Raw genomic sequence first — 21,362 nt, 5'->3', positions numbered from 1 at the left:
TTTCCATTTTAATTAATATATAACTTATTATATTATTTTCTCAGAATGTAATTAGTATAGTTAAAATATACTAATTTTACAACCTTACAATTAGTAATACAAATAAATTTTACAAATATTTAACAATAATACTCATTTTTCAACTTAATTACTTTAATTTAAAATTTTATTCTAATTCAGTGGATTTTTACATATATTTATTAGACTCGATTATTAGCTAAAATATTTAAAAAACCGCATCACTTGTGATATGCTTCACAAAAACATAACAGCAATTCTCATAAACCGCATACGTTCCGATACGTTCAAAATCCCTTTATGAAGCGGCTGAAAAAACCGCATCATTTATGATATGCTTCACAAAAACATAACTGCAATTCTCATAAACCTCATACGTTCTGATACGTTCAAAATCCCTTTATGAAGCGGCTGAAAAAACCGCATCATTTATGATATGCTTCACCGCGCATAATCTTAAATGCGCGGTATATTTGTTCTATTAAGACTACGCGCATCATTTGGTGTGGGAAGGTCATTTTGCTGAATGATAGTGCGTAGTCGCTGCGGTTTAACACGTCTTGGTATAGGCCGTTTGATCCGCCTATAACAAATGTAAAGTCGCTTTGTCCACGGGTCATGCGCCCTTCTAGTTCTTTGGCTAAGCCTTCTGATGTTAGCATGTTACCTTTAATTTCTAATGTAATGACTGTGGATTGTGGTTTTACTTTAGCTAAAAGACGTTGCCCTTCTTTTTCTTTTACTTGTTCCACTTCTTTATCGCTCATGTTCTCAGGGGCTTTTTCATCTGGTACTTCAATTATTTCTATTTTGGAGTACGCTCCTAATCTCTTTTCATATTCTGCTATTGCTTGTTTCCAGTATTTTTCTTTTAATTTACCTACTGTGAGTATTGTGATTTTCATTTTTATCCTCCAAATATGTGTATAGCATTAAAAGTTATTAGACTTATCCACAAGTTATTAACTTATTCACACTGTTCCCTCTTATTATAACAAGAATGTATATTGAAAATTAATGCTTTTTACAATTTATACACACAAAAAGCGTGGATAACCTGTATATTTGTGGATAACTCTGTGTATAATGTGGGTATCCACATGTGAATTGTGCACATCTATGGATAACCTTGAATAAAATAGTGGATAAGTTGGTGGTTGTCTTACATAGTTATTCACATTATTTACAATTTCTTTACACAAATCCTTATTTAAAAGTATTTCTACTACTATTTTTAATTTATATTTATTAGTTAACTGAATATTACATTATTCAATTTTCTGTTTCTGTTGATAATTTATAGTCATAAGTATCTATTTCTAATTTTCTGCATAGTAAGTGAAACCCTCACTTTTTCATACCATTTTATAAAAAACTGTATTCTAATCTTTTAAATAACTAAATCTGATTTTCTTATGACTTCCCCATCACGCAATGTCTTAATTTCTCAAAAATCCTCTTCAGCGCTAATTAGATACCTTTTCCAAATCTTCTCCATATCTAAACTCCACTAAAACATGCTCATACTAACTTCCATAGATATAAATAAGAGCCCCTAACATTAATGGTTGGGGCTCTCTGACTTATAGTGTATATATTGGTGTTGCTTGTGCTTTGTCAGTATCACACAGCATGACGTCACGTTCTGTGTCGATGTCGTGTTCGTTAAGTACTTGTCCTACACTCATGCGAGCTAGGTCTTTCATATTGTTGTCTTGTGACAGATGCGATAGATAAATGCGTTTCGTATTACCTGTAATAACGTCTGTCATGGCATGACCTGCATCTTCGTTTGATACATGACCAACGTCGCTTAGGATACGTTGCTTGGTCTTCCATGGATAGCGGCACATGCGTAACATATCTACGTCGTGGTTGCTCTCGAAGATAAATGCATCACTGCCTTGAATCATACCTTTCATACGATCTGAAACGTAGCCTGTATCTGTTATAATCGTAAATTTCTTATAGTTATTATGGAAAATATAGAACTGTGGATCTATTGCATCGTGTGAAACGTTGAATGACTCAATATCGAAACCTGCAATGGATTTCGTTTCGTATGGATTAAAAATGAATTTCTGATCCATTGGTATTTTATTATCTTTCTTTTCAATGGCTGACCACGTTTTTTCATTCGCATAAACTGGTAAATTGTATTTACGTGCAAGTACACCTAATCCTTTGATGTGATCAGAATGTTCGTGTGTCACTAGAATACCGTTTAAATTTTTTATTTCTTTATCTATTTGTCCAAATAACTCTTCCATTTTCTTGCCTGTCAGACCTGCGTCGACAAGTATGCTGCCTTTATCACTTTCTACATAAGTGGCGTTTCCTGTACTACCACTCGCTAATACACTCATTCGTATCAAGCGATTCACCCTTTCTAATCTATAAACACTTTTTCATTTTTAGCTATAAGGACAGACTTCGGGTTATGTGCCCTCAATATGCCTGACCTCTTATTTTTGCTTTATTGTGCTATGATTTCTGCCATTAATTCATTCTTTAAAAATAGCTACACACAATAATTATTTTATCTCATTCATCAAAACCAACTATAATAAATCCGTTATTGATTACATATAGTTATACGTTATCGAAGATTTGTTGTATGCTTCAATCATTTGTTTAACAGTATATAATTCTAACATATTTTTGAAGTTATAGATGGCTATATAACTCAGAAATTCAAAGAAGTATCTGCTTATATTAATAATTCTAAATTCATCACTAATAAATCTAATGCTTATTACCTATTTAACATTATTCTTGTTCATTTTGATTGGTATTAGTTTGCTTTGTTTTAGGGAAAAATAACCACATAACAATATCCAGCATAAAAATAATAAGTAAAAATCCAATACTATATTGTGGTTTAAACCAATCTGCGAAAAATAATAATAGCGTAAATATTAAAAATAATATCCATCTACTTATCATAAACCATGTTCTTGGTTTGAACTGACTTATTCGCATCTTATAAACTCCTTTTTTATATCTACTTCTTACATAGCACCAGTTGCTCTGGCAATATGACTATTTGTATGTGTATGTTATCTCAATCTCGATTACCCATAATTTTATTCGTAATTATGTTAATGATTTTATATCATTTTTAATCCGTTCATTCAATCTATTTTATATAAATATTTTATCATATTTTATAGAATGCTTTTAACTATTTTCAACAAATCCACCTAACTCAACAGTACAAAAAATAAAAAGGTATACTGAGAAAGTGAGCAAACTATACGAAGTTATATTAATAAAAATACTCCCTTCAAAGTATTCATTTTACAAATGTCTACTTTAAAGGGAGCATATCAAAATTCATTTACTGGTAATGATCCAGGATTTATATCCCAAATGTTACTGTCAATTTCATTGTATGTCTACTACGAAAATTCTAAACTTTGCAATTTATCTCTCACGACACTATCACAAAGCTTATTCTTCAATAATTTTTGGACTATCTGAGACTGCCTCGACGTAGTAGGTCTTAATTTCGTCTTTATGTTTTACTTTAATTTCCCAGTTGGCTTCTAATACTTGAACGTTCGGTTCTTTAACAACGGTATAGTAGCCTAATCTTGCATTGGTTACTTCGTCATTTCGTTTCAAGTAACGATTATAGTACAAGGCTTCTATTGCGCTTCTAGCTGTAATAACTTGTTTCTTATCGTTATTTGCACCTTTAGATGGCTCAATTGATTTCATAGCTGTTTGTGTATAACTAGACGCTTTGCCACTATCATTCACGTTAAATTTCAAGCGTGCTCGATTATTGTTCATAATAGGATAATTATCATACGTTTGTTCAAAGGTTACGCTATCGTCATCAATCTTACTCATTTCATAATCTTCGCCTTTATATATATGATCTTTAGCGTAGGTCTTTAATCCTGTATATTGATCATTACTAACGTCTATTGCATCACTAATCTCGCCTTTAAGTGTACCGCCAGATTTAGCGCTAGAAACGTCAGAATGTGATTTAACGTATGAACTGAAATCGTATGAGCGCGCAGTGAGTAACTGCATTTTCAAGTCTTTAACGCTAGGTAAGTGTTCTGGGATTTGAATTTCTTCTTGTTTAAAGTTTACTGCATTTTCGTCATCACTATCATTAATATGTGATTTATTAACTTTATCAACATAGATAATCACGAGGCTAATGTTAACTAGAATAAAGACGAAAATAAAGAGTGTTTTTGCGCGTTTCCAGTTCATTTATTCTAGCCTCCCATCTGTATATGGTCGCCATTTTCCTTCGTATTCGATGTACCATTGTGGTTTGAACTCACTATTACGTTGAATTTCAATATTGCTTTTATCTGGTTGATTTTCCATTTTGTAACCAATCGTCATATCGGTTACCTTTTCAAAATCAATACTAGGATTGTTAGCTAATTCTGAACGTACGGTTTCAGCACCAGGTAACCGCTTCTCAGACTCACCACTATCAATGGTTACATTGGTCTTAAGCAATGCACGTGCATAACTAAAGACACCTTTGTCGCCCCATGCAATCTTGATATTGTTCAGGTCATCATCGTTAAATGTTGGACGTCCATTGAGGAACATTTGATATGTTAGGTCACCTTTCTTGTTATCTGTACTAAATAGTCTAAAGTCGTCGGTGAAACCTCCGTGATTGTTGAGGTAATCAAATGTACTTGGAATGCTGTCTTTCATGTTTGTTGAACGATTTTCATCTTCTGACAAGTTAGTATAGCGATATTTTTCAGTTTCATCGTTATAATTAGCCACACCGGTATTATTATTGTAAGTCGTAGTACCGCTTTTCGAACTGCGCACGACAACGGAATCATTAAATAGGATGGCATTCATTGTATCTACACTAATATGATTATAGATTGTATGATATGATTTCATCTTTTTCGGTGAACTTGGCGCAAAGATATGTGTTGCCTTATCTATCGTGTCTTTGTTGGTGATGATTTCTGTATAAGGTTGTAGACTCGACTGCATTGCTTTCAATTGTTTAGTGAATTTGCTTTGCTTAGCAGTCGTAGCCATACGTACGACGTTGTGTCTATCTTTGCTTATCGCATATAGTTTCACTTTACCATCTATACTCTTATCGATTAGTAAACGGTTAAATTTGAAATTATTTGGTACTTTAGCGTTCACGTTTAGTACTTGACCTAAGTAGGTCGCTAATGGCATGTCGTATGTGAAATCTAACACGAGAAAATCATCGCTTAAATCTGGAATAATCAGATTGTGATTACTATGCATTTGTTCTGATTGTGTCACGCGTTGATTCTTTAATGGTTTAATAATGTCTTTGATATTTTGTCTTGTTGCTTCCATGCCTTTGGTCTTTTCACCTTGTGAATGAATCACTTGGTAAGGTGTGACTACTTGTTCCATACCATCTTTCATTGGTTTCCCAATTGTATGTGGTCTATCTTCGCTACTGTCTTCTTGTTTATCGACATTCGTCAAATCAGGTGAGAAGTTCCAGGTCATATAAGTGAGCACGGCACTCATAAGAACAAGGATTAGTAGGATAATGGATTTAATGAACTCTTTACTCCGCATCCCAATCACCATCTTCTAATACTTCACATGGCAGTGTAATAAAGATAGATGTACCTTGTCCTTCTACACTGTTAGCCCAAATACGTCCATGATGCGCTTCTACTATTTCCTTGGAAATAGCTAGTCCTAGACCTGTACCACCCATCTTACGTGTACGTGCTTTATCCACTCGGTAGAAGCGATCAAAAATCTTATCTACCTTATTGATTGGAATACCAATACCGTTATCCTTAACTCGAATAGTCATACGGTTATACAAGGCATTCTGTTTCACGTGAAACTCTACACGTTTTTCGCCACGTGAGTATTTCATGGCGTTAGTAATGACGTTGTCGAACACTTGGGTCATCTTATCTGGATCAATTTCTGTGAAGATTGTTTGATTTGGAATTTCTCTAATGAATGTCGTATCTTTAGCTGCCATTTCATGTCTATTAATAATCTTATTAATAAACATGTTAAAGTCGACAATTTCTTTAGTAATTTGATCTGATTCATTATCCATTTTAGACAATTGTAGTAAATCATTTACTAAACGAATCATACGTTCTGTTTCTTCTCTAGTAACTGAGAGGAATTGTGGTGCTAAGTTATCGTCTTTCCACGCGCCTTCTTCTAATGCTTCAATGTAACTATTCATAGATGTCAATGGTGTACGTAATTCGTGTGAAACATTGGCTACGAATTCTCGACGTTCGCGTTCTACTTGTTGTTGTTCAGTAACATCATGTAGCACGGCGATATACCCCGTTACAAAGCCAGTCTCTTGCACGATTGTGCTGAAGTTAACACGCGCAATAATACCTTCAGCCTCATTAATATCTAATAAGAAGCTGTCGTTATTTTCATGAATTTCATCTAGTGAAAAGTCTTCCTCTAACTTTAAGACATTTAACATATAATGTCCGATAATATCTTCTTTAACGGTGCCCATCATTGTCAGTGCCATATCATTAACGATACGTACACGTCCACGACGGTCGGTCGCAATAATACCATCACTCATGTGAGTAATGACTGAATCTAGACGACGTTTTTCACTTTCGGTATTGGCTTGTGCTTCTTGTACTCGTTTTGACAAATTGTTAAATGCGAGTGCTAATTCACCGATTTCGTCATTACCGTAAATCTTCACACGTTGCGTGTAATTACCTTTCGACATTTCTACCGTTTGGTTTCTCATATCAGTAATTGGCTTGGTAATCGTTCTCGCGATAAAGAATCCAAGAATAACTGTGATTAACAACGAAATACCTGTACCGACAATAAAGATTTGCGTAATGTTACTCAGTTGATTAAATACGTCGTTAATATCTGCTTCTATATAGACGTCACCTATCGTACCATGATTGGATGTCTTAACAGGTAAGTTATAAACCCATACACGTTGTTTACCATTACCGTAATCCTTTAATACTTGATGGCTATTGATTTCTCCTAAAGAAAGTGCTTTTTGGATGGAGCTATCGTTCGCTTTTTGATTAATTAGACTGTGGGTAGACTGCTTTGAAGTGGCCATAATAATTTGATCTTTATCAATAAAACGGATTTCTTCTATTTCTTGTCTATTAGCGTACTCGTTTAATAAGTTTTGAACTTCTTTTTGCGCATTGACGCCGTTACCACTGTCTGTGTCATATACTTTTTCTATATTAATCTCAATTTGTTTCGCATATTGCGAGATATTGTTTTTAAATGTTTGTGTTAATTCTTTTTCTAGACTATTGGTAAAGTATAGACCGATAATTTGCATACCGATAATTATCAGCAATACATAGACGATAACAAGCTTCGTGTGTAAGGATTGAAAATGTTTGAGCCAATTCATCGATGACGTCCTCTAATCATGTTGTTGTAAGAAATATCCGACACCACGACGTGTCACGATATATTCAGGATGAGATGGATCGTCTTCAATCTTCTCACGTAAACGTCTAATCGTTACATCCACTGTACGTACATCACCAAAATAGTCATAGCCCCATACGGTTTGTAAAAGGTGCTCACGTGTCATAACTTGTCCCATGTGTTTAGACAAATAATGGAATAATTCAAATTCACGATGTGTTAATTCAATATCATCGCCACGTTTTTTAATAGAATAAGCATCTGGGTATATGACGATGTCTTTGATGACGATTTCGTTTGATGTATCATTCACCTCTTGTGCTGGTTGTGAATAGTGTCGGCGTAAATTGGCTTTAACACGAGCGATTAATTCACGTGTACTAAATGGTTTCGTCACATAATCATCTGCGCCAAGTTCAAGACCTAACACTTTATCTATTTCTGAATCTTTTGCTGTTAACATAATGATTGGCATTTCGTATTTCTTACGCACTTCACGGCATACTTCCATACCATCTCGACCTGGTAACATAATGTCGAGTAATACGATATCTGGTTCTTCATCATATATTAGGTCTACCGCATCATTTCCGTCGTAGGCGCAAAATACTTCGTAGCCTTCTTTTTTTAAATTAAATTCAAGAATATCTGCAATTGGTTTTTCATCATCGACTACAACAACTTTTCTAGCCATATTTATAAACCTCATTTCTAAATTGTAGTACTTTTTATTTCAGAATCTACACAGTTCCTTATTATATAATTTACCATTTATAAAGGTCTAATTCTATTGTTGTAAATAAAAAGTTATATTTGTAGATTGTATTATAATAGCATGTATGACTACACATAGTAACTAAAGTGCTATTTCTCAATTTATATACATTTTGCTATTATAGATCAATTTAACTACACTACTTATGCTCAAGCATACTACATTCTTAGGAAAAGGGACTGTAATTCGCCTTAAGGTAGGTGTTTCTTTCTCAATAACTTTAAAATCGGATCGTTAAATTGCCAACTTGTAAATAAAAGTTATTATCTTGTTATATTTTTTAGTAGTAGCAGATTACTTTAACATATAAACAAAAGATGATTCCTACAGATATCAATGCAGAAATCACCTTATAGATTTGAGTTGTTTGATTGTATGATTTTGTTCGCTATACATTCACGTTTAATTGTCCATATACGCTCGAATTAACTTAATGTTAATGCAACGTGATATTTACACATAAAAAAATGCCCATCCTATTGGATGGGCAATACGGTCTCGACGGGAATCGAACCCGCGATCTCCTGCGTGACAGGCAGGCGTGTTAACCGCTACACTACGAGACCTAAAAAATGGTGACTCCTACGGGACTCGAACCCGTGTTACCGCCGTGAAAGGGCGGTGTCTTAACCGCTTGACCAAGGAGCCTGTCTTAAGCACAAAATAAATTATAGCAACTCTCATCATGAAAGACAAGCTCTTTTTTAAACTTTTTTAAGTATAATTTTCTAACTTAATTGTATAAAGTGTGCAAAACGTATTTTTTACTGGTTATCGTCTTTAATTCAACGTCTTCTAAGCTTTTTTAACAAGCATTTTCTAACTTATTAACAATCAAGTATGTACTGATTACATATCTCTTACATATGATATAACATACAATACATCAAATTGTACCGTCATCTATCATCAATGCATATACGATGCTTAATAATTTATTTTTTAAAATTAAAATTACTAAATGAATATAAATTATTAGAAAATAAAATTTATTTCATCTAGAATTAATACGGTAACAAATTAAAGCTTTTTAGGAGGAAATTAAATGGCACGAGTATTATTTATTAATCCTGGTCCTTCTGGACATATTAATCCAACTGCTGCGTTATGTAAGGAATTGGTGGCACGTGGTGAAGAAATTGTATATTATGCGAGTGATCAATTTCAAGATAAATTGAACGACACTGGTGTAGAGATACGTACATTTAATACGAATGAAATGATTGAAGCGTTTAGAGAATTTGGCAAGGATAATTTATACCAAGTAGTGAATGGTTTATTAAATACTGTTGATATGATGTTACCTCGCCTTATTGAAGAAACTAAAGATGAGCATTATGATTATATGATTTATGACTCGATGTTTGGTTGTGGTAGATTATTAGCTCAGAAGTTAAATATTCCTGCAATTTCATCAGTGACATCATTCGCACATAATAAAGAAAGTTTCGACCAATTTTTAAATGCGATTGCAGCTACAATCGATTCAGAAGATATCGCGAAATCTGATGCACACTTTGAAACTTTAAGAAAGCAAATTGAAGCTAAATATGATGTTTCTGTACCGAATCGTTTTGAAGTCATGTATAATCCAGGAGATTTACACCTATCTTATATTATGAATAAATTCCAACTCGACTATCAATCATTTGATAATTCTCAATTTTACTTTGCTGGTCCTTCTGTCTTAGAACCTACAGATTCAGGATTTATGGATGAACTTGATACAAGTCGTCCAGTCATTTATATTTCATTAGGTACAATTTTTAATCAAAATATTCCATTCTTTAATAAATGTTTTACAGCTTTAAAGGATATTGACGCTACTGTAGTCGTTTCAATAGGGAATGAGAACAGTTTGGATGATTTCAATGAAGTACCATCCAATTTTATTATCAAGCCAACAGTGCCTCAAGTAGAGCTCTTACAGCATACCTCATTATTCTTAACACATGCGGGTATGAATAGTACAAATGAAGCCATGAAAATGGGTGTGCCGATGTTAGCATTTCCTCAAAGTGCTGACCAACCCGTCGTTTCTAAGCAAATTGAAGATTTAGGATTAGGACAACGTTTAGATGCTGAAACAATGACACCTGCTGAATTACAGCAAACGGTACAAGCCATGTTAGAACACCTAGAACAATATAAAGCAAATATCGCTAACATTAAGGATGATCAACACAGTGATAAACCAGGTTATGTCTTGGCTGCTGATCGTATTTTTGAATTTCGCAATGAGTTTTGTCCCCAAGTTTAATTATTAAAAACTAAAAACACCTTGTAATTTCCATAGGCACTTTACTTTATCAAGTGACTGGATACTACAAGGTGTTTTCTTTATTATTTAATGATTTATGCTTCCCATAAATCTTCTAATAAGTTTGTTTGATTACGGTCTGGACCTACTGAGAAGATTGAAATCTTCACGTTACATAGTTCAGAAATGCGCTCTAAATATCTGCGTGCATTATCTGGTAATTCATCTAGTGAACGACAGCATGTGACATCTTCTGTCCAACCTGGTAATGTTTCAAAGATTGGTTTACAACGTTGTAAGTCCTTTAAGTTTGCTGGGTATTCAGTGATTTCTTCTCCATCTAATTCGTATGCAGTACAAATCTTAACATTTTCAAGACCTGTTAATACGTCAATAGAGTTGATAGATAAATCTGTGATACCACTTGCACGGCGTGAATGACGTAATACAACAGAGTCAAACCAACCCACACGACGTGGACGTCCTGTTGTTGTACCATATTCGCGGCCAACTTCACGGATATGATGTCCATCTTCATCAAATAATTCAGTTGGGAATGGGCCGTCACCAACACGTGATGTATAGGCTTTACATACGCCAATTACTTTTGATACGAATGTTGGACCAACACCGCCACCTACAGTTACGTTACCTGCAACTGGATTACTAGAAGTAACAAATGGGTATGTACCATGGTCGATATCTAACATAACGCCTTGTGCGCCTTCGAATAATACCTTTTCGTCTGCGACAAAAGCATCATCTAATACTTTTGCTGTATCTGTTACGAATGGTGCTAAACGTTGTCCCGCAGCATAATATGCTTCGAAAATTTCATCAAATGAAGGACATGATTTACCAAACATACCTTTGAAATATGCATCTTTGTATTCAATATTCTCTTTTAATAATTTTTCAAATGTTTCTTTATCTAATAAATCAGCAACACGAATACCGATACGTTGTGCTTTGTCTACATAAGCAGGACCGATACCTTTTTTAGTTGTGCCGATTTTATTATCTCCGCGGCGTTCTTCTTCATATTCATCTTGTTTTAAGTGATAAGGTAAAATAACTTGAGCACGATTAGAAATACGTAAATTATCTGTAGAAATACCTCTTTCATTTAAACCGTCTAACTCTTTTAATAAAGCAACTGGATCTACTACAACACCGTTACCGATGACTGCAAGTTTTTCTTTATAGAAAATACCAGATGGTACTAAGTGCAATTTGTACGTTTCTCCACCAAATTTAATTGTGTGGCCTGCGTTATTACCGCCTGAAAAACGTGCAATAACGTCTGCTTGTTCTGCTAAGAAATCTGTGATTTTACCTTTACCTTCGTCTCCCCATTGTGTCCCAACGACTACGATTGATGACATATGAGCACCTCCAAGTTTTTCTCAATTAACCACTAAGTATTCTACCAATAGCATAGTTATAATGCAAACAAAAATCGAACATTGATTTTTTGTAATTTTCAAAATTCTTTGTTGCAAGTGATTTTATTTCTATATAGCTTAATCATAGTAATACCAAGGTTTTAACTATCATTTTTAATATTTTACGACACATACTTCCATAACTTTAATATGAGTAAATACAAACAAAAACCGTACGATTAAGCACAAAACTAATTTATCGTACGGAAAAATATTTTTTATAAAATTTTGTTAGCCCATTTCTGCATGGGCGTAATCGATGTCGGTAAATTTATTATATTGCTTCATAAAGTGTAATTTCACGGTACCCGTTGGGCCGTTACGTTGCTTGGCAATTATAATTTCTATTTCACCGTTTTCATCATTTGTCTGTGGTTCAAAGTTTGCATCGTCATCGTCGTCTTCATCCTCGCCACGATTATAGTAATCATCACGATATAAAAAGGCTACGATATCGGCATCTTGCTCTATCGAACCAGATTCACGAATATCACTCATCATTGGACGTTTATCTTGTCGTTGTTCAACACCACGTGATAACTGACTCAACGCAATAACTGGACATTCAAGTTCTCTGGCAATCGCCTTTAATGTACGTGATATTTCAGATACTTCTTGTTGACGATTATCTGAAAATCGTGAACCACTACCGGAAATTAATTGTAAATAGTCAATTACAATCATATCTAAGCCGTGTTCTTGTTTGAGACGGCGACATTTTGAACGTATATCGGTAATACGAATCCCTGGTGTATCATCGATAAATATCTTCGTTCTTGATAGTTTACCAACGGCAATCGTAAATCGATTCCAGTCCTCTTCGGTCATTGAACCTGTTCTTAAGCGGTTCGAGTCTACGTTACCTGAGCTACAAATCATACGTGTGGCCAATTGATCGGCGCCCATCTCGAGTGAAAAGATTCCAACTGAATAATGATCTTCATGTGTCGCAACTTTCTGCGCGATATTCAGTGCGAAGGCAGTCTTACCTACTGATGGACGTGCCGCTAAAATAATTAAATCACTGCGATTAAACCCTGCAGTCATCTGGTCTAGGTCACGATAACCTGTCGGGACACCAGGTGTTTGACCACTGTTTTGATCTAATACTTCAGCATTTTCATATACTTCACCAAGTACGTCACGTATATCTTTAAAGCCATCACTTTCACGTGAAGATGATAGTTCTAAGATTCTTCTTTCTGCATCATTTAAAATTGCATCTAATTCAAGTTCGTCATTATAACCATCATTCGCAATACTATCTGCTGTTTGTATTAACTTTCGTTTAGTAGCATGCTTAAACACAATTTCTGTATAGTATTGTATGTTTCGAGTGGTCGGAACGCTATTGGATAGCTCGGCAAGATACTGCGGACCACCCGCTTCATTCAATCGCCCTTCTTGTGACAATTGATCCATGATTGTTACGACATCTATATCTTTATTATCTTCGTTGAGGTTCATCATCGCTCTAAAGATGTGTTGATGTGCGCCTCTATAAAATGACTCAGGAAGTAAGACTTCCTGAGTTGTGTTAATCAATTCTGGATCTATGATAATGGCACCTAATACAGACTGTTCAGCCTCATTGCTGTGCGGCATTTGATTTTGTTCATACATTCCATCCATTACGATTACACCTCATATTTCAATTCGTTATTATTGTTCAACTGTGTGCACACGAATTGTACCTTCTACTTCTTTGTCTAGCTTCACAGGTACGTTGGTATAACCTAATGCGTGGATACCGCTTGGTAGATCCATTTTACGTTTATCAATTTTGATATTGTGTTGGTCTAGTAAGGCTTGTGCGATTTGCTTTGTACTTACAGAACCGAACAATTTACCACCTTCACCTGTTTTAGCTGATACTTTAACTTCGAGTTCAGTTAATTGTTCTTTTAGCTTTTTAGCGTCTTCAATTTCTTGTTGGCGTTCAGCTTCTGCTGCTTTATTCTTTTGTTCTAATTGTTTTAAGTTTCCTGGTGTTGCTTCAATTGCGTAATTTTTCTTCAATAAGAAGTTATTTGCGTAGCCTACTGGTACTTCTTTAACTTCGCCTTTTTTACCTTTACCTTTAACGTCTTGTGTGAATATTACTTTCATGTATTCTCACTCCTACTCATTTGTTCTGTTATTGCTTCTTGAAGTTGATCGATTGCTTCTTCTACAGTTACACCTTTAATTTGTGTTGCAGCGTTTGTTAAGTGACCGCCACCACCTAAGGCTTCCATCGTTAATTGAACGTTAACTGCGCCTAAAGAACGGGCAGACATACCGACGACGTCATCTTCACGTTTGGCTACTACATAAGAAGCATCTACGCCATCTAAACTTAACAGCTCATCGGCAGCTTGTGCAACCGTGACGGGATGATAAATTTTATCTTCCGAACCATGTGCGATGGCAACACCATTGTCTTGTAACTTAACTGTTTGAATCAATTCAGTTCTATTAATATATGTGTCGATATCATCTTTCAAGAAATGCTGTGTCAGAATTGTATCCGCACCATGCGCTCTTAAATAACTTGCTGCATCAAAGGTTCTAGAACCTGTACGCAACGTAAAGTTACGTGTGTCAACGATGATACCGGCAAACATAATTGTCGATTCGAGACGTGTTAAACGTTGCTCAGTTGGTTGATATTCTAATAATTCTGTCACTAACTCTGCTGTAGAACTTGCATATGGTTCCATATACACTAGTAACGGACTAGAGATAAAGCTTTCACCACGTCTATGGTGATCAATAACCACTTTACGATTGGCCTTGTTTAGAATGTTTTCATCGAGTACCATCTCTGGTTTATGTGTATCGACTACAACAAGCGTTGTCTTAGAGGTCATGATATCCCATGCTTCATCAGAAGTAATAAATCGCTCTTTAAGTTCAGACTTTTCATTGACCGCTTCCATTACACGTCGTAAGGTTGGATCGATATCCGATTCATTCAATACTATGTAGGCATCTAAGTTATTCATCATTGCAAAGCGTGACACACCAATTGCACCACCGATTGCATCTAAATCAGGTCGTGTATGACCCATGATAATTACTTTGTCACCTTCCATTAAGATATCTTTCAAGGCATGTGAGATAACTCGAGCTCTAACACGCGTACGTTTTTCCATTGGGTCAGTCTTACCACCGTAGAAACGTACATTACCGTTCATATTTTTAATTGCAACTTGGTCACCACCACGGCCAAGTGCTAAATCTAAGCCGGATTGCGATAGTTCACCTAAGTCGATAAGATTTTCAGAGCCTTCACCGACACCAATACTCAATGTCAGTTGAGCACGATAACCCACACTCTTCTCACGGAGCTGTCCTAAAATGCTAAAGTTAGCATCTTCAATTTCCTTTAAAATACGTTGATTTAAATAAGCGACAAATTGGTCTGAACTATAACGTTTAAAGTAAACATCATGTTCCTCTGCCCATCTACTGATTACACGTGTCACCATCGAGTTGATTTCAGAACGCTGTGTATCATTCATGTTCTGTGTAATTTCATCGTAGTTATCTAAGAACAATGTCGCGATAATTGGTTTAGATTCTTCATATAAATCATTTGTCTGTACTTCTTCAGTTATATCGAAGAAATACAATACATGTTCACTTTCTGAATAACGCACACGATAGTGGTATTCATTCTCTTCAATTTCTACTTCTTGTGTTTTTTCTAATTGCTTTAAAATATTTGGATATACTTCATTAACTGGATCCGAAATCACATTACGACTCAAACGATCCGACATAAACTGGTTCATCCACTCTATGTTTTCATTTTCATCTAAGATAATCATACCGATAGGTAACGTCTTAATAGCAATATTGTTACCTGCAGAAATATGTCCACTGAGATTATTGACGTAATAGTCTAATTTCCGAAAAGCTTGTCTTACCATCCAGGCTGTCGCTATGATGACAAACACTAAAACAACGGTCGCAATTCCTGCGACTAATTGGTTAAAGATAAACCAAACAACAACGAGTGCGATTGCTGTGAGTGCCAAAATAATAAATGGTAAAATCAACGCTTTTTTAGTGGATTGACGGTTCATTTTTCCACCCCAAATCATTTTTTAATGATGCTTTTCAGGTTAAAGCATAAATCTACCAATCCAATGAGTCCCACGATATGTGTAAATGGCGTTAATATTGTCCCAATCACCATTAAAATAATCGTAAGTGCAAGCGGCATTGATTTTGCTTTTCCAAAAAAGTGAATAACACTCAACCCTTGAATATACATACATAATGATAACACAATTTCAAAGTTTAATACGACACTTTGAAAAGTACCCGATTGGGTAGCAAACATAACACAAAACAGCACAATAATATAGATGACTAATATCGAGCGTTTCATCTGCCATGCATATAATGGTTTGAATATTGGTGTAGCAACTTTGAATTTACGTAAGATTGGAAATGTAATAATAAGATTAATCAATATAAGTAGAAAAACTGCAATCACAATATAACTCGGTAATTGTACTGCAAATTGGCGGAAACCTTCTTCAAGAATCATTTTAGAATCTCCGGAGACTGCCGACTCTGTTATAAGTTGATGCATTTGTTGTTTCACTGGATTGATGATTGCAGAGGCTTTTGGTAATTTATCAAAAGTCTGTAATAACATAATCGCGATAAGTGAAACGATACTCATAAATGTAGTTGTAACATATAAAATACGTTCTTTTGACGTACGTTCTTTTAACAATTGGCCTACGATAAAGCTCAAGAAAATAATGAGGACCAATATACTTAGCACAAATATATTACCTAATAATGTTGTTAAGACAACCGATATAACCGCTGCTAAGCCAAACGACTCGTTTGATTTGTGCCATAAGATGATACCTGGTATCGTAGCAAATAATGCGAGTACCAGTCCTAGCGGTGGTAATATATGTAAAGCTAAAGCTACTACTATGAAAGCAATTATGCTAAGAATAGTTGCTTTAGGATATATTTTTGAAAACAAGTTCGCCACTCCTATACTATTTTTGACTATAACTACCATTTTAACCAATTTAAATCTTTTACACAATTTTACCGACCCATTTTATATAGAAGAATTAATGATCTGATAACATCGTTTAACATCCCCTTTGATTTACTGCAAATTCAGAAATCGTCTCTATCAAACTAGATTACTGATTACATGGATTAATGACTATTCCATCATTGCTTTTGCCTTCTAAATTCCATACTTCTCGAATCTATTATTTCAACTTTTTTAAAATCAAAAAGGGCAATGCCTAATAACAACTCACAACGAGTCAGATGTCATTATGCACTGCCCATATTTCAATAAATATTCAATAACCTCAATATTATTTACGTTTAAATTTAGATAAGTTTAAGAAATGATATAAATTAGGTGCCCAATCATTAAAATTAAGCAAGAAACCATCGTGCCCAACATTATCAGGAACAAAGAAATGTTTATGGTATTTAAAGCGTTCTCCTACTGCCTTAACTAAATCGTCTGGGTAGAGTAAATCATCGGTGAAACCCATTGTCATGACCTTTGTATCAAGTGAGCCAAACACAGCATCCACGTCATCTCTTCCTCTATCTAAATCATGGCTATCTAAGACGTCGAGCAGTGTTAAGTAACACTCAGACGCGAAATGTTGTTTAAATTTATCGCCTTGGTGTTTCTGATACGCAACTACTTGATCAGGTGTGAAACGTTTGTCATAACTTTTTGATGAACGATAGGTTAAGAATCCTAACTGTCTTGCGATACTCATTCCTTCTTTGTTATCAAGCAGAATAGCCTGTCTTGCGATTTCATTGAATGCACGACTATAAGATGACGTTCGATCAGTAGCAGCTAGGATTACTGCTTTCTCTACTTCAAATTTACGGTTATACAAAAGTTCCATCGCCTGCATGCCACCTAAAGAGCCACCGATTAATATATTAATCTTTCGATACCCTAGTGTTTCGATACCTAGTTCAATAGCTTTGACAATATCTCTCAACGTTAATTGTTTAGGAAAATCTACATCATTGAGTGCAGAACTTGAACCATATGGACTACCAATAACATTAAATGTTAAGAACTGATAATCATGAATTGGCATGTATCCACCATCAATAATTTCACGCCACCATCCAGGATCTTCATTCGTACCATATGTCAGATGATTGCCTGTTAATGCATGGCAAACTACTACAAGCGGTTGCCCTTGAAAACCCACATGCTCATAGCGTAACTTCAAATTTGCTATCGTTTCACCAGATTCAGTCGTAAATGGTCCCAATTCTAATGTATCAACCGTATAATTTGTCATTTTTTACCTCCTACTTAAATAAAAAAACTTCTCACTCTAAAAATAAGTAAGAAGTTTAACTATACTTATCATTCGAGTATCTCGTTGGTATTAGCACCGTACTACATCTTATATAGCCGGTTGCTGAAGCTTCAACGGGCCAAGTCCCTCTGCTTCTCGAAATAAGATTTTATTTTATTTATATGCATCTCATATAAAAGATGTCATAATTTTCTAATTATTGTCATTCTAACGGATATTAACTCTTACATCAATGAATTATTTAAAATAGCCATCTTAAGAGTGCCATTATTAAAATGCCTCCAATAATTGTAAAGGTTAGACTACGTGTGATAACTGCAATTAAGATTGTAGGTACCATCGTTATAATAAACGGGAAATTTAATGTGTAGCCAAGTCCATTGTCATGTTGCTCTATAACGCCATCTATAATTAATGCCGTGAATAGTGTAATTGGAATAAATGAGAGCCATTTGACGACCTTTTCAGACAACTGTATTTTCGTGATTAATATAAAAGGGATAACCCTTGTTAACCATGTAACTAACCCACACAACAAAATGATAATAAGCATATGTAGAGAAATCGTCATTTATCCATCACCACCCCAAGCATTGCCGCAACAACTGAAGCTAAAATAATCGCCAAGTATGACGGCATAAATAAACTGAACAATAACATCATAGCCACAACACAGATAATTAAGACAAAGTAAATTCTAATATGCGAGCGCTTTACCGCTTCAAATTGAGAAACCGCTAGAAAGATAAACATTGCTGTGATTGCAAAATCTAATCCTAAAGCATCCGGATGTTGTATGTATTTGCCAAATATAGCACCTGCAACAGATGACACTGTCCAAAATAAATACGCTGTAATATTTAAACCGTGTAGCCAACGATCATTTATCTTCTCACCTTTTAAATGTGGCGTGATAGCTACACCAAATGTCTCATCAGTTATAAGCGAAGAAAGCCCTAACCGATTTAACAATCCATAATCTTTATAATTCGGGGCTAATGTCATGCTTAATAAAAACATTCTCGAGTTAACTATGAATGCTGTAAGCACAATAGCCGTTATGGGTGTCCCTGAGATGACTAATGTACAAATTATAAATTGAGCAGCACCAGCGTAAATCACTAAGCACAATAATATAATTTCAAGAATACTAAAGCCAGAGGCTACAGCGACAATTCCAAATGATAATCCAACACCAGCATAGCCTAACAAAGTGGGGATACATTCTTTAACGCCTTGTTTAAATGTGATATGTTCTTTCATCATCTCACCCCTTGTTGATGTATTTTGATATTCACATTCTATTACAAACATTTAAAAACAACCATATCTTTTAGACTTCGGTATGTGTTACGTAAGACAAACTACAGTCTAAAAACGTTGCTATTACAGCAATTTTAAATTATTTTATAGACTCAGATTAATTTAGACCACCTGGCAGAAAAAGGTTTAACAACGCTACTATTAATTTGATTTTTAACCTTTTTTATATCGTTACACCTCCCCTACCCTCTTATGATAATTTGATAGTTACTTGCTTCCTGTATTTTAAAAATTAACTAGACTAAAAATTTGTTCAATATTTTGTATTAATATGGTTCACCTAATTAATAGTTAGGTAGATATGTCTTATTGCTAAATCACCATACTGAAAAAACGCAATTTGTATAAATCATGATAAATAAAAAGGCAATCTCAAAAGAAATTGCCTTTTCATTTGTCAGAGAACTGTACATCTCCGACGCTTCATTTATTATTTCATTTTAATTATTTAACTGGTCTAATTACAGTCTTGCCACCCATATAAGGAACAAGAGCTTCTGGAACAGTTACTGAACCATCTTCATTTTGATAGTTTTCGACAATAGCAGCAAAGGTTCTACCTACTGCTAAACCACTACCATTTAACGTGTGTACTAATTCTGGCTTAGCATTTTTATCTCGTTTAAATCTAATATTCGCACGTCTTGCTTGGAAGTCAGTAATGTTTGAACAAGAACTGATTTCTTTATAATCATTATAGCTTGGTAACCATACTTCTAAATCAAATGTCTTACTTGAACCAAAGCCAATGTCTCCAGTACATAAGATTACACGACGATATGGTAAGCCTAATTCTTCGAGAATTGCTTCAGCATGTGTTGTCATTTCCTCTAATGCATCAAATGAATCTTCTGGCTTTTCAAAGCGAACCATTTCAACTTTATCAAATTGATGCAAACGAATTAGACCACGTGTGTCTCTACCTGCTGATCCTGCTTCACTACGGTAACATGCTGACTGTGCAGTAAATTTCGCTGGTAATTCATCTGGAGCAATAATTTCATTACGGTAGTAGTTCGTTAATGGTACTTCCGCAGTTGGAATTGTGTATAGACCTTCCTTTTCAACTTTAAATAAATCTTCTTCAAATTTAGGCAATTGACCTGTACCATACATTGAATCAGCATTTACTAATTGTGGTACCATCATTTCAGTATAACCATGTTGTGTTGTATGCTTTGTGACCATATAGTTCATTAACGCACGTTCTAGTTGCGCACCTTCACCTGTTAAAAATACGAAACGTGCACCTGATACTTTTGCAGCACGTTCAAAGTTAACCATTTTTAAATCTTCTACTAAATCCCAATGTGCTTTTGCATCAAAGTCAAATTCACGAGGTGTTCCCCAACGTTTAAGTTCAACATTATCCTCATCTGAAGCACCTTCAGGTACATCATCTTGAATTACATTTGGAATGCGTGACAATTTATCATTTAATTCTTGATCAACTTGGTTTAAAGTATCATCCAATACCTTAATTTCATCACCTAATTTACGCATTGCAGCAATGGCATCATCTGCATCTTCTTTATTACGTTTCTTTTGCGCGATTTCACCACTGACTTTATTACGCTCAGCTTTCATTTCCTCAGCTTGTGCAATAAGTTGACGACGTTTGTCATCTAATTCTAAAACATCATCCACAACACTTTCTTCCATACCACGTTTTACAACTTTTTCTTTAACAAAATCAGGTTCACTACGGAATAATTTTATATCTAACATATGATTTCATCCTCTCATCAAATTTATATCTATTGGATAGTAACAAAAAA

17 protein-coding genes, 2 tRNA genes and 1 riboswitch are annotated in these 21,362 nt (G+C 34.8%); of the genes, 1 reads left to right on the top strand and 18 read right to left on the bottom strand.

Translation table 11 applies throughout. The features are described 5' to 3' along the window. Positions 1–443: 443 nt before the first annotated feature. The 9 genes from rlmH to ACY191_RS01520 form a co-directional block, all read right to left on the bottom strand. Entirely contained in the window at positions 444–923 is a 480-nt protein-coding gene (gene rlmH, locus ACY191_RS01560; protein ID WP_232165222.1) for a 23S rRNA (pseudouridine(1915)-N(3))-methyltransferase RlmH, read from the bottom strand. A 678-nt stretch (positions 924–1,601) separates the two neighbouring features. Beyond that, the gene (locus ACY191_RS01555) at positions 1,602–2,402 is read right to left on the bottom strand and encodes an MBL fold metallo-hydrolase (protein WP_107589867.1); all 801 of its coding nucleotides are present in this window, start codon (positions 2,400–2,402) and stop codon (positions 1,602–1,604) included. A 385-nt stretch (positions 2,403–2,787) separates the two neighbouring features. Next, a complete protein-coding gene (locus ACY191_RS01550) occupies positions 2,788–3,000 on the bottom strand; it encodes a hypothetical protein (RefSeq protein WP_229366751.1) in 213 nt (70 codons plus the stop codon). Between the two features lie 471 nt (positions 3,001–3,471). Continuing rightward, the gene (locus tag ACY191_RS01545) at positions 3,472–4,254 is read right to left on the bottom strand and encodes a two-component system regulatory protein YycI (protein WP_042737811.1); all 783 of its coding nucleotides are present in this window, start codon (positions 4,252–4,254) and stop codon (positions 3,472–3,474) included. Beyond that, positions 4,255–5,592: a YycH family regulatory protein gene (locus ACY191_RS01540; protein ID WP_042737810.1), complete on the bottom strand. Its 1,338-nt coding sequence runs from the start codon at positions 5,590–5,592 to the stop codon at positions 4,255–4,257. Then, the gene (gene walK, locus ACY191_RS01535; protein ID WP_107512266.1) at positions 5,582–7,420 is read right to left on the bottom strand and encodes a cell wall metabolism sensor histidine kinase WalK; all 1,839 of its coding nucleotides are present in this window, start codon (positions 7,418–7,420) and stop codon (positions 5,582–5,584) included. The genes ACY191_RS01540 and walK overlap by 11 nt, the downstream gene beginning before the upstream one ends. 12 nt (positions 7,421–7,432) lie before the next feature. Continuing rightward, complete coding sequence (yycF, locus tag ACY191_RS01530) at positions 7,433–8,134, bottom strand: response regulator YycF (RefSeq protein WP_042737808.1); 702 nt, start codon at positions 8,132–8,134, stop codon at positions 7,433–7,435. A 574-nt stretch (positions 8,135–8,708) separates the two neighbouring features. Beyond that, positions 8,709–8,781, bottom strand: a tRNA-Asp gene (locus ACY191_RS01525). Positions 8,782–8,788: 7 nt separating this feature from the next. Beyond that, positions 8,789–8,863: transfer RNA gene (locus ACY191_RS01520), tRNA-Glu, on the bottom strand. 397 nt (positions 8,864–9,260) lie between these two features. Between ACY191_RS01520 and ACY191_RS01515 the strand changes: the two genes are divergently transcribed. Continuing rightward, positions 9,261–10,475 (top strand): macrolide family glycosyltransferase, encoded by a 1,215-nt coding sequence (locus ACY191_RS01515; protein ID WP_229366752.1) that lies wholly within the window; start codon positions 9,261–9,263, stop codon positions 10,473–10,475. A 95-nt stretch (positions 10,476–10,570) separates the two neighbouring features. On the opposite strand, the gene ACY191_RS01510 is transcribed toward ACY191_RS01515, so the two are convergent. The 9 genes from ACY191_RS01510 to serS form a co-directional block, all read right to left on the bottom strand. Then, positions 10,571–11,860: an adenylosuccinate synthase gene (locus ACY191_RS01510; protein WP_229366753.1), complete on the bottom strand. Its 1,290-nt coding sequence runs from the start codon at positions 11,858–11,860 to the stop codon at positions 10,571–10,573. Between the two features lie 291 nt (positions 11,861–12,151). Then, entirely contained in the window at positions 12,152–13,552 is a 1,401-nt protein-coding gene (gene dnaB, locus ACY191_RS01505; RefSeq protein WP_042737805.1) for a replicative DNA helicase, read from the bottom strand. A 30-nt stretch (positions 13,553–13,582) separates the two neighbouring features. Next, entirely contained in the window at positions 13,583–14,029 is a 447-nt protein-coding gene (gene rplI, locus ACY191_RS01500; protein ID WP_042737804.1) for a 50S ribosomal protein L9, read from the bottom strand. After that, on the bottom strand, positions 14,026–15,993 hold the full coding sequence (locus tag ACY191_RS01495) for a DHH family phosphoesterase (protein WP_463269848.1): 1,968 nt from the start codon (positions 15,991–15,993) through the stop codon (positions 14,026–14,028). The genes rplI and ACY191_RS01495 overlap by 4 nt, the downstream gene beginning before the upstream one ends. Positions 15,994–16,007: 14 nt before the next feature. Further along, the gene (locus ACY191_RS01490) at positions 16,008–16,934 is read right to left on the bottom strand and encodes a DUF2232 domain-containing protein (RefSeq protein ID WP_182476701.1); all 927 of its coding nucleotides are present in this window, start codon (positions 16,932–16,934) and stop codon (positions 16,008–16,010) included. A gap of 337 nt (positions 16,935–17,271) precedes the next feature. Further along, positions 17,272–18,240: a homoserine O-acetyltransferase MetX gene (metX, locus tag ACY191_RS01485; protein WP_042737801.1), complete on the bottom strand. Its 969-nt coding sequence runs from the start codon at positions 18,238–18,240 to the stop codon at positions 17,272–17,274. Between the two features lie 62 nt (positions 18,241–18,302). Continuing rightward, positions 18,303–18,408: riboswitch (SAM riboswitch) on the bottom strand. Positions 18,409–18,502: 94 nt separating this feature from the next. Continuing rightward, the gene (locus tag ACY191_RS01480; RefSeq protein ID WP_042737800.1) at positions 18,503–18,832 is read right to left on the bottom strand and encodes an AzlD domain-containing protein; all 330 of its coding nucleotides are present in this window, start codon (positions 18,830–18,832) and stop codon (positions 18,503–18,505) included. Then, on the bottom strand, positions 18,829–19,524 hold the full coding sequence (locus ACY191_RS01475) for an AzlC family ABC transporter permease (RefSeq protein WP_042737799.1): 696 nt from the start codon (positions 19,522–19,524) through the stop codon (positions 18,829–18,831). Before ACY191_RS01475 ends, ACY191_RS01480 begins: the two co-directional genes overlap by 4 nt. 504 nt (positions 19,525–20,028) lie before the next feature. Further along, positions 20,029–21,312 carry a serine--tRNA ligase gene (gene serS, locus ACY191_RS01470; RefSeq protein WP_042737798.1) on the bottom strand — a complete coding sequence of 428 codons (1,284 nt, stop codon included), beginning with the start codon at positions 21,310–21,312 and terminating at the stop codon, positions 20,029–20,031. Between the last annotated feature and the right edge of the window lie 50 nt (positions 21,313–21,362).

The organism is Staphylococcus sp. TCBT05 (assembly GCF_055179755.1).
The sequence above is the reverse complement of the archived record's forward strand: the minus strand, read 5'-3'. Positions and strand labels throughout refer to the sequence as shown.

Bases quoted from the DNA above. Each gene is read 5' to 3' on its own strand.
- rlmH (WP_232165222.1), bottom strand. From the start codon at position 923: ATGAAAATCACAATACTCACAGTAGGTAAATTAAAAGAAAAATACTGG.
- ACY191_RS01550 (WP_229366751.1), bottom strand. From the start codon at position 3,000: ATGCGAATAAGTCAGTTCAAACCAAGAACATGGTTTATGATAAGTAGA.
- ACY191_RS01545 (WP_042737811.1), bottom strand. From the start codon at position 4,254: ATGAACTGGAAACGCGCAAAAACACTCTTTATTTTCGTCTTTATTCTA.
- ACY191_RS01540 (WP_042737810.1), bottom strand. From the start codon at position 5,592: ATGCGGAGTAAAGAGTTCATTAAATCCATTATCCTACTAATCCTTGTT.
- walK (WP_107512266.1), bottom strand. From the start codon at position 7,420: ATGAATTGGCTCAAACATTTTCAATCCTTACACACGAAGCTTGTTATC.
- yycF (WP_042737808.1), bottom strand. From the start codon at position 8,134: ATGGCTAGAAAAGTTGTTGTAGTCGATGATGAAAAACCAATTGCAGAT.
- ACY191_RS01515 (WP_229366752.1), top strand. From the start codon at position 9,261: ATGGCACGAGTATTATTTATTAATCCTGGTCCTTCTGGACATATTAAT.
- ACY191_RS01510 (WP_229366753.1), bottom strand. From the start codon at position 11,860: ATGTCATCAATCGTAGTCGTTGGGACACAATGGGGAGACGAAGGTAAA.
- dnaB (WP_042737805.1), bottom strand. From the start codon at position 13,552: ATGGATGGAATGTATGAACAAAATCAAATGCCGCACAGCAATGAGGCT.
- rplI (WP_042737804.1), bottom strand. From the start codon at position 14,029: ATGAAAGTAATATTCACACAAGACGTTAAAGGTAAAGGTAAAAAAGGC.
- ACY191_RS01495 (WP_463269848.1), bottom strand. From the start codon at position 15,993: ATGAACCGTCAATCCACTAAAAAAGCGTTGATTTTACCATTTATTATT.
- metX (WP_042737801.1), bottom strand. From the start codon at position 18,240: ATGACAAATTATACGGTTGATACATTAGAATTGGGACCATTTACGACT.
- ACY191_RS01480 (WP_042737800.1), bottom strand. From the start codon at position 18,832: ATGACGATTTCTCTACATATGCTTATTATCATTTTGTTGTGTGGGTTA.
- ACY191_RS01475 (WP_042737799.1), bottom strand. From the start codon at position 19,524: ATGAAAGAACATATCACATTTAAACAAGGCGTTAAAGAATGTATCCCC.
- serS (WP_042737798.1), bottom strand. From the start codon at position 21,312: ATGTTAGATATAAAATTATTCCGTAGTGAACCTGATTTTGTTAAAGAA.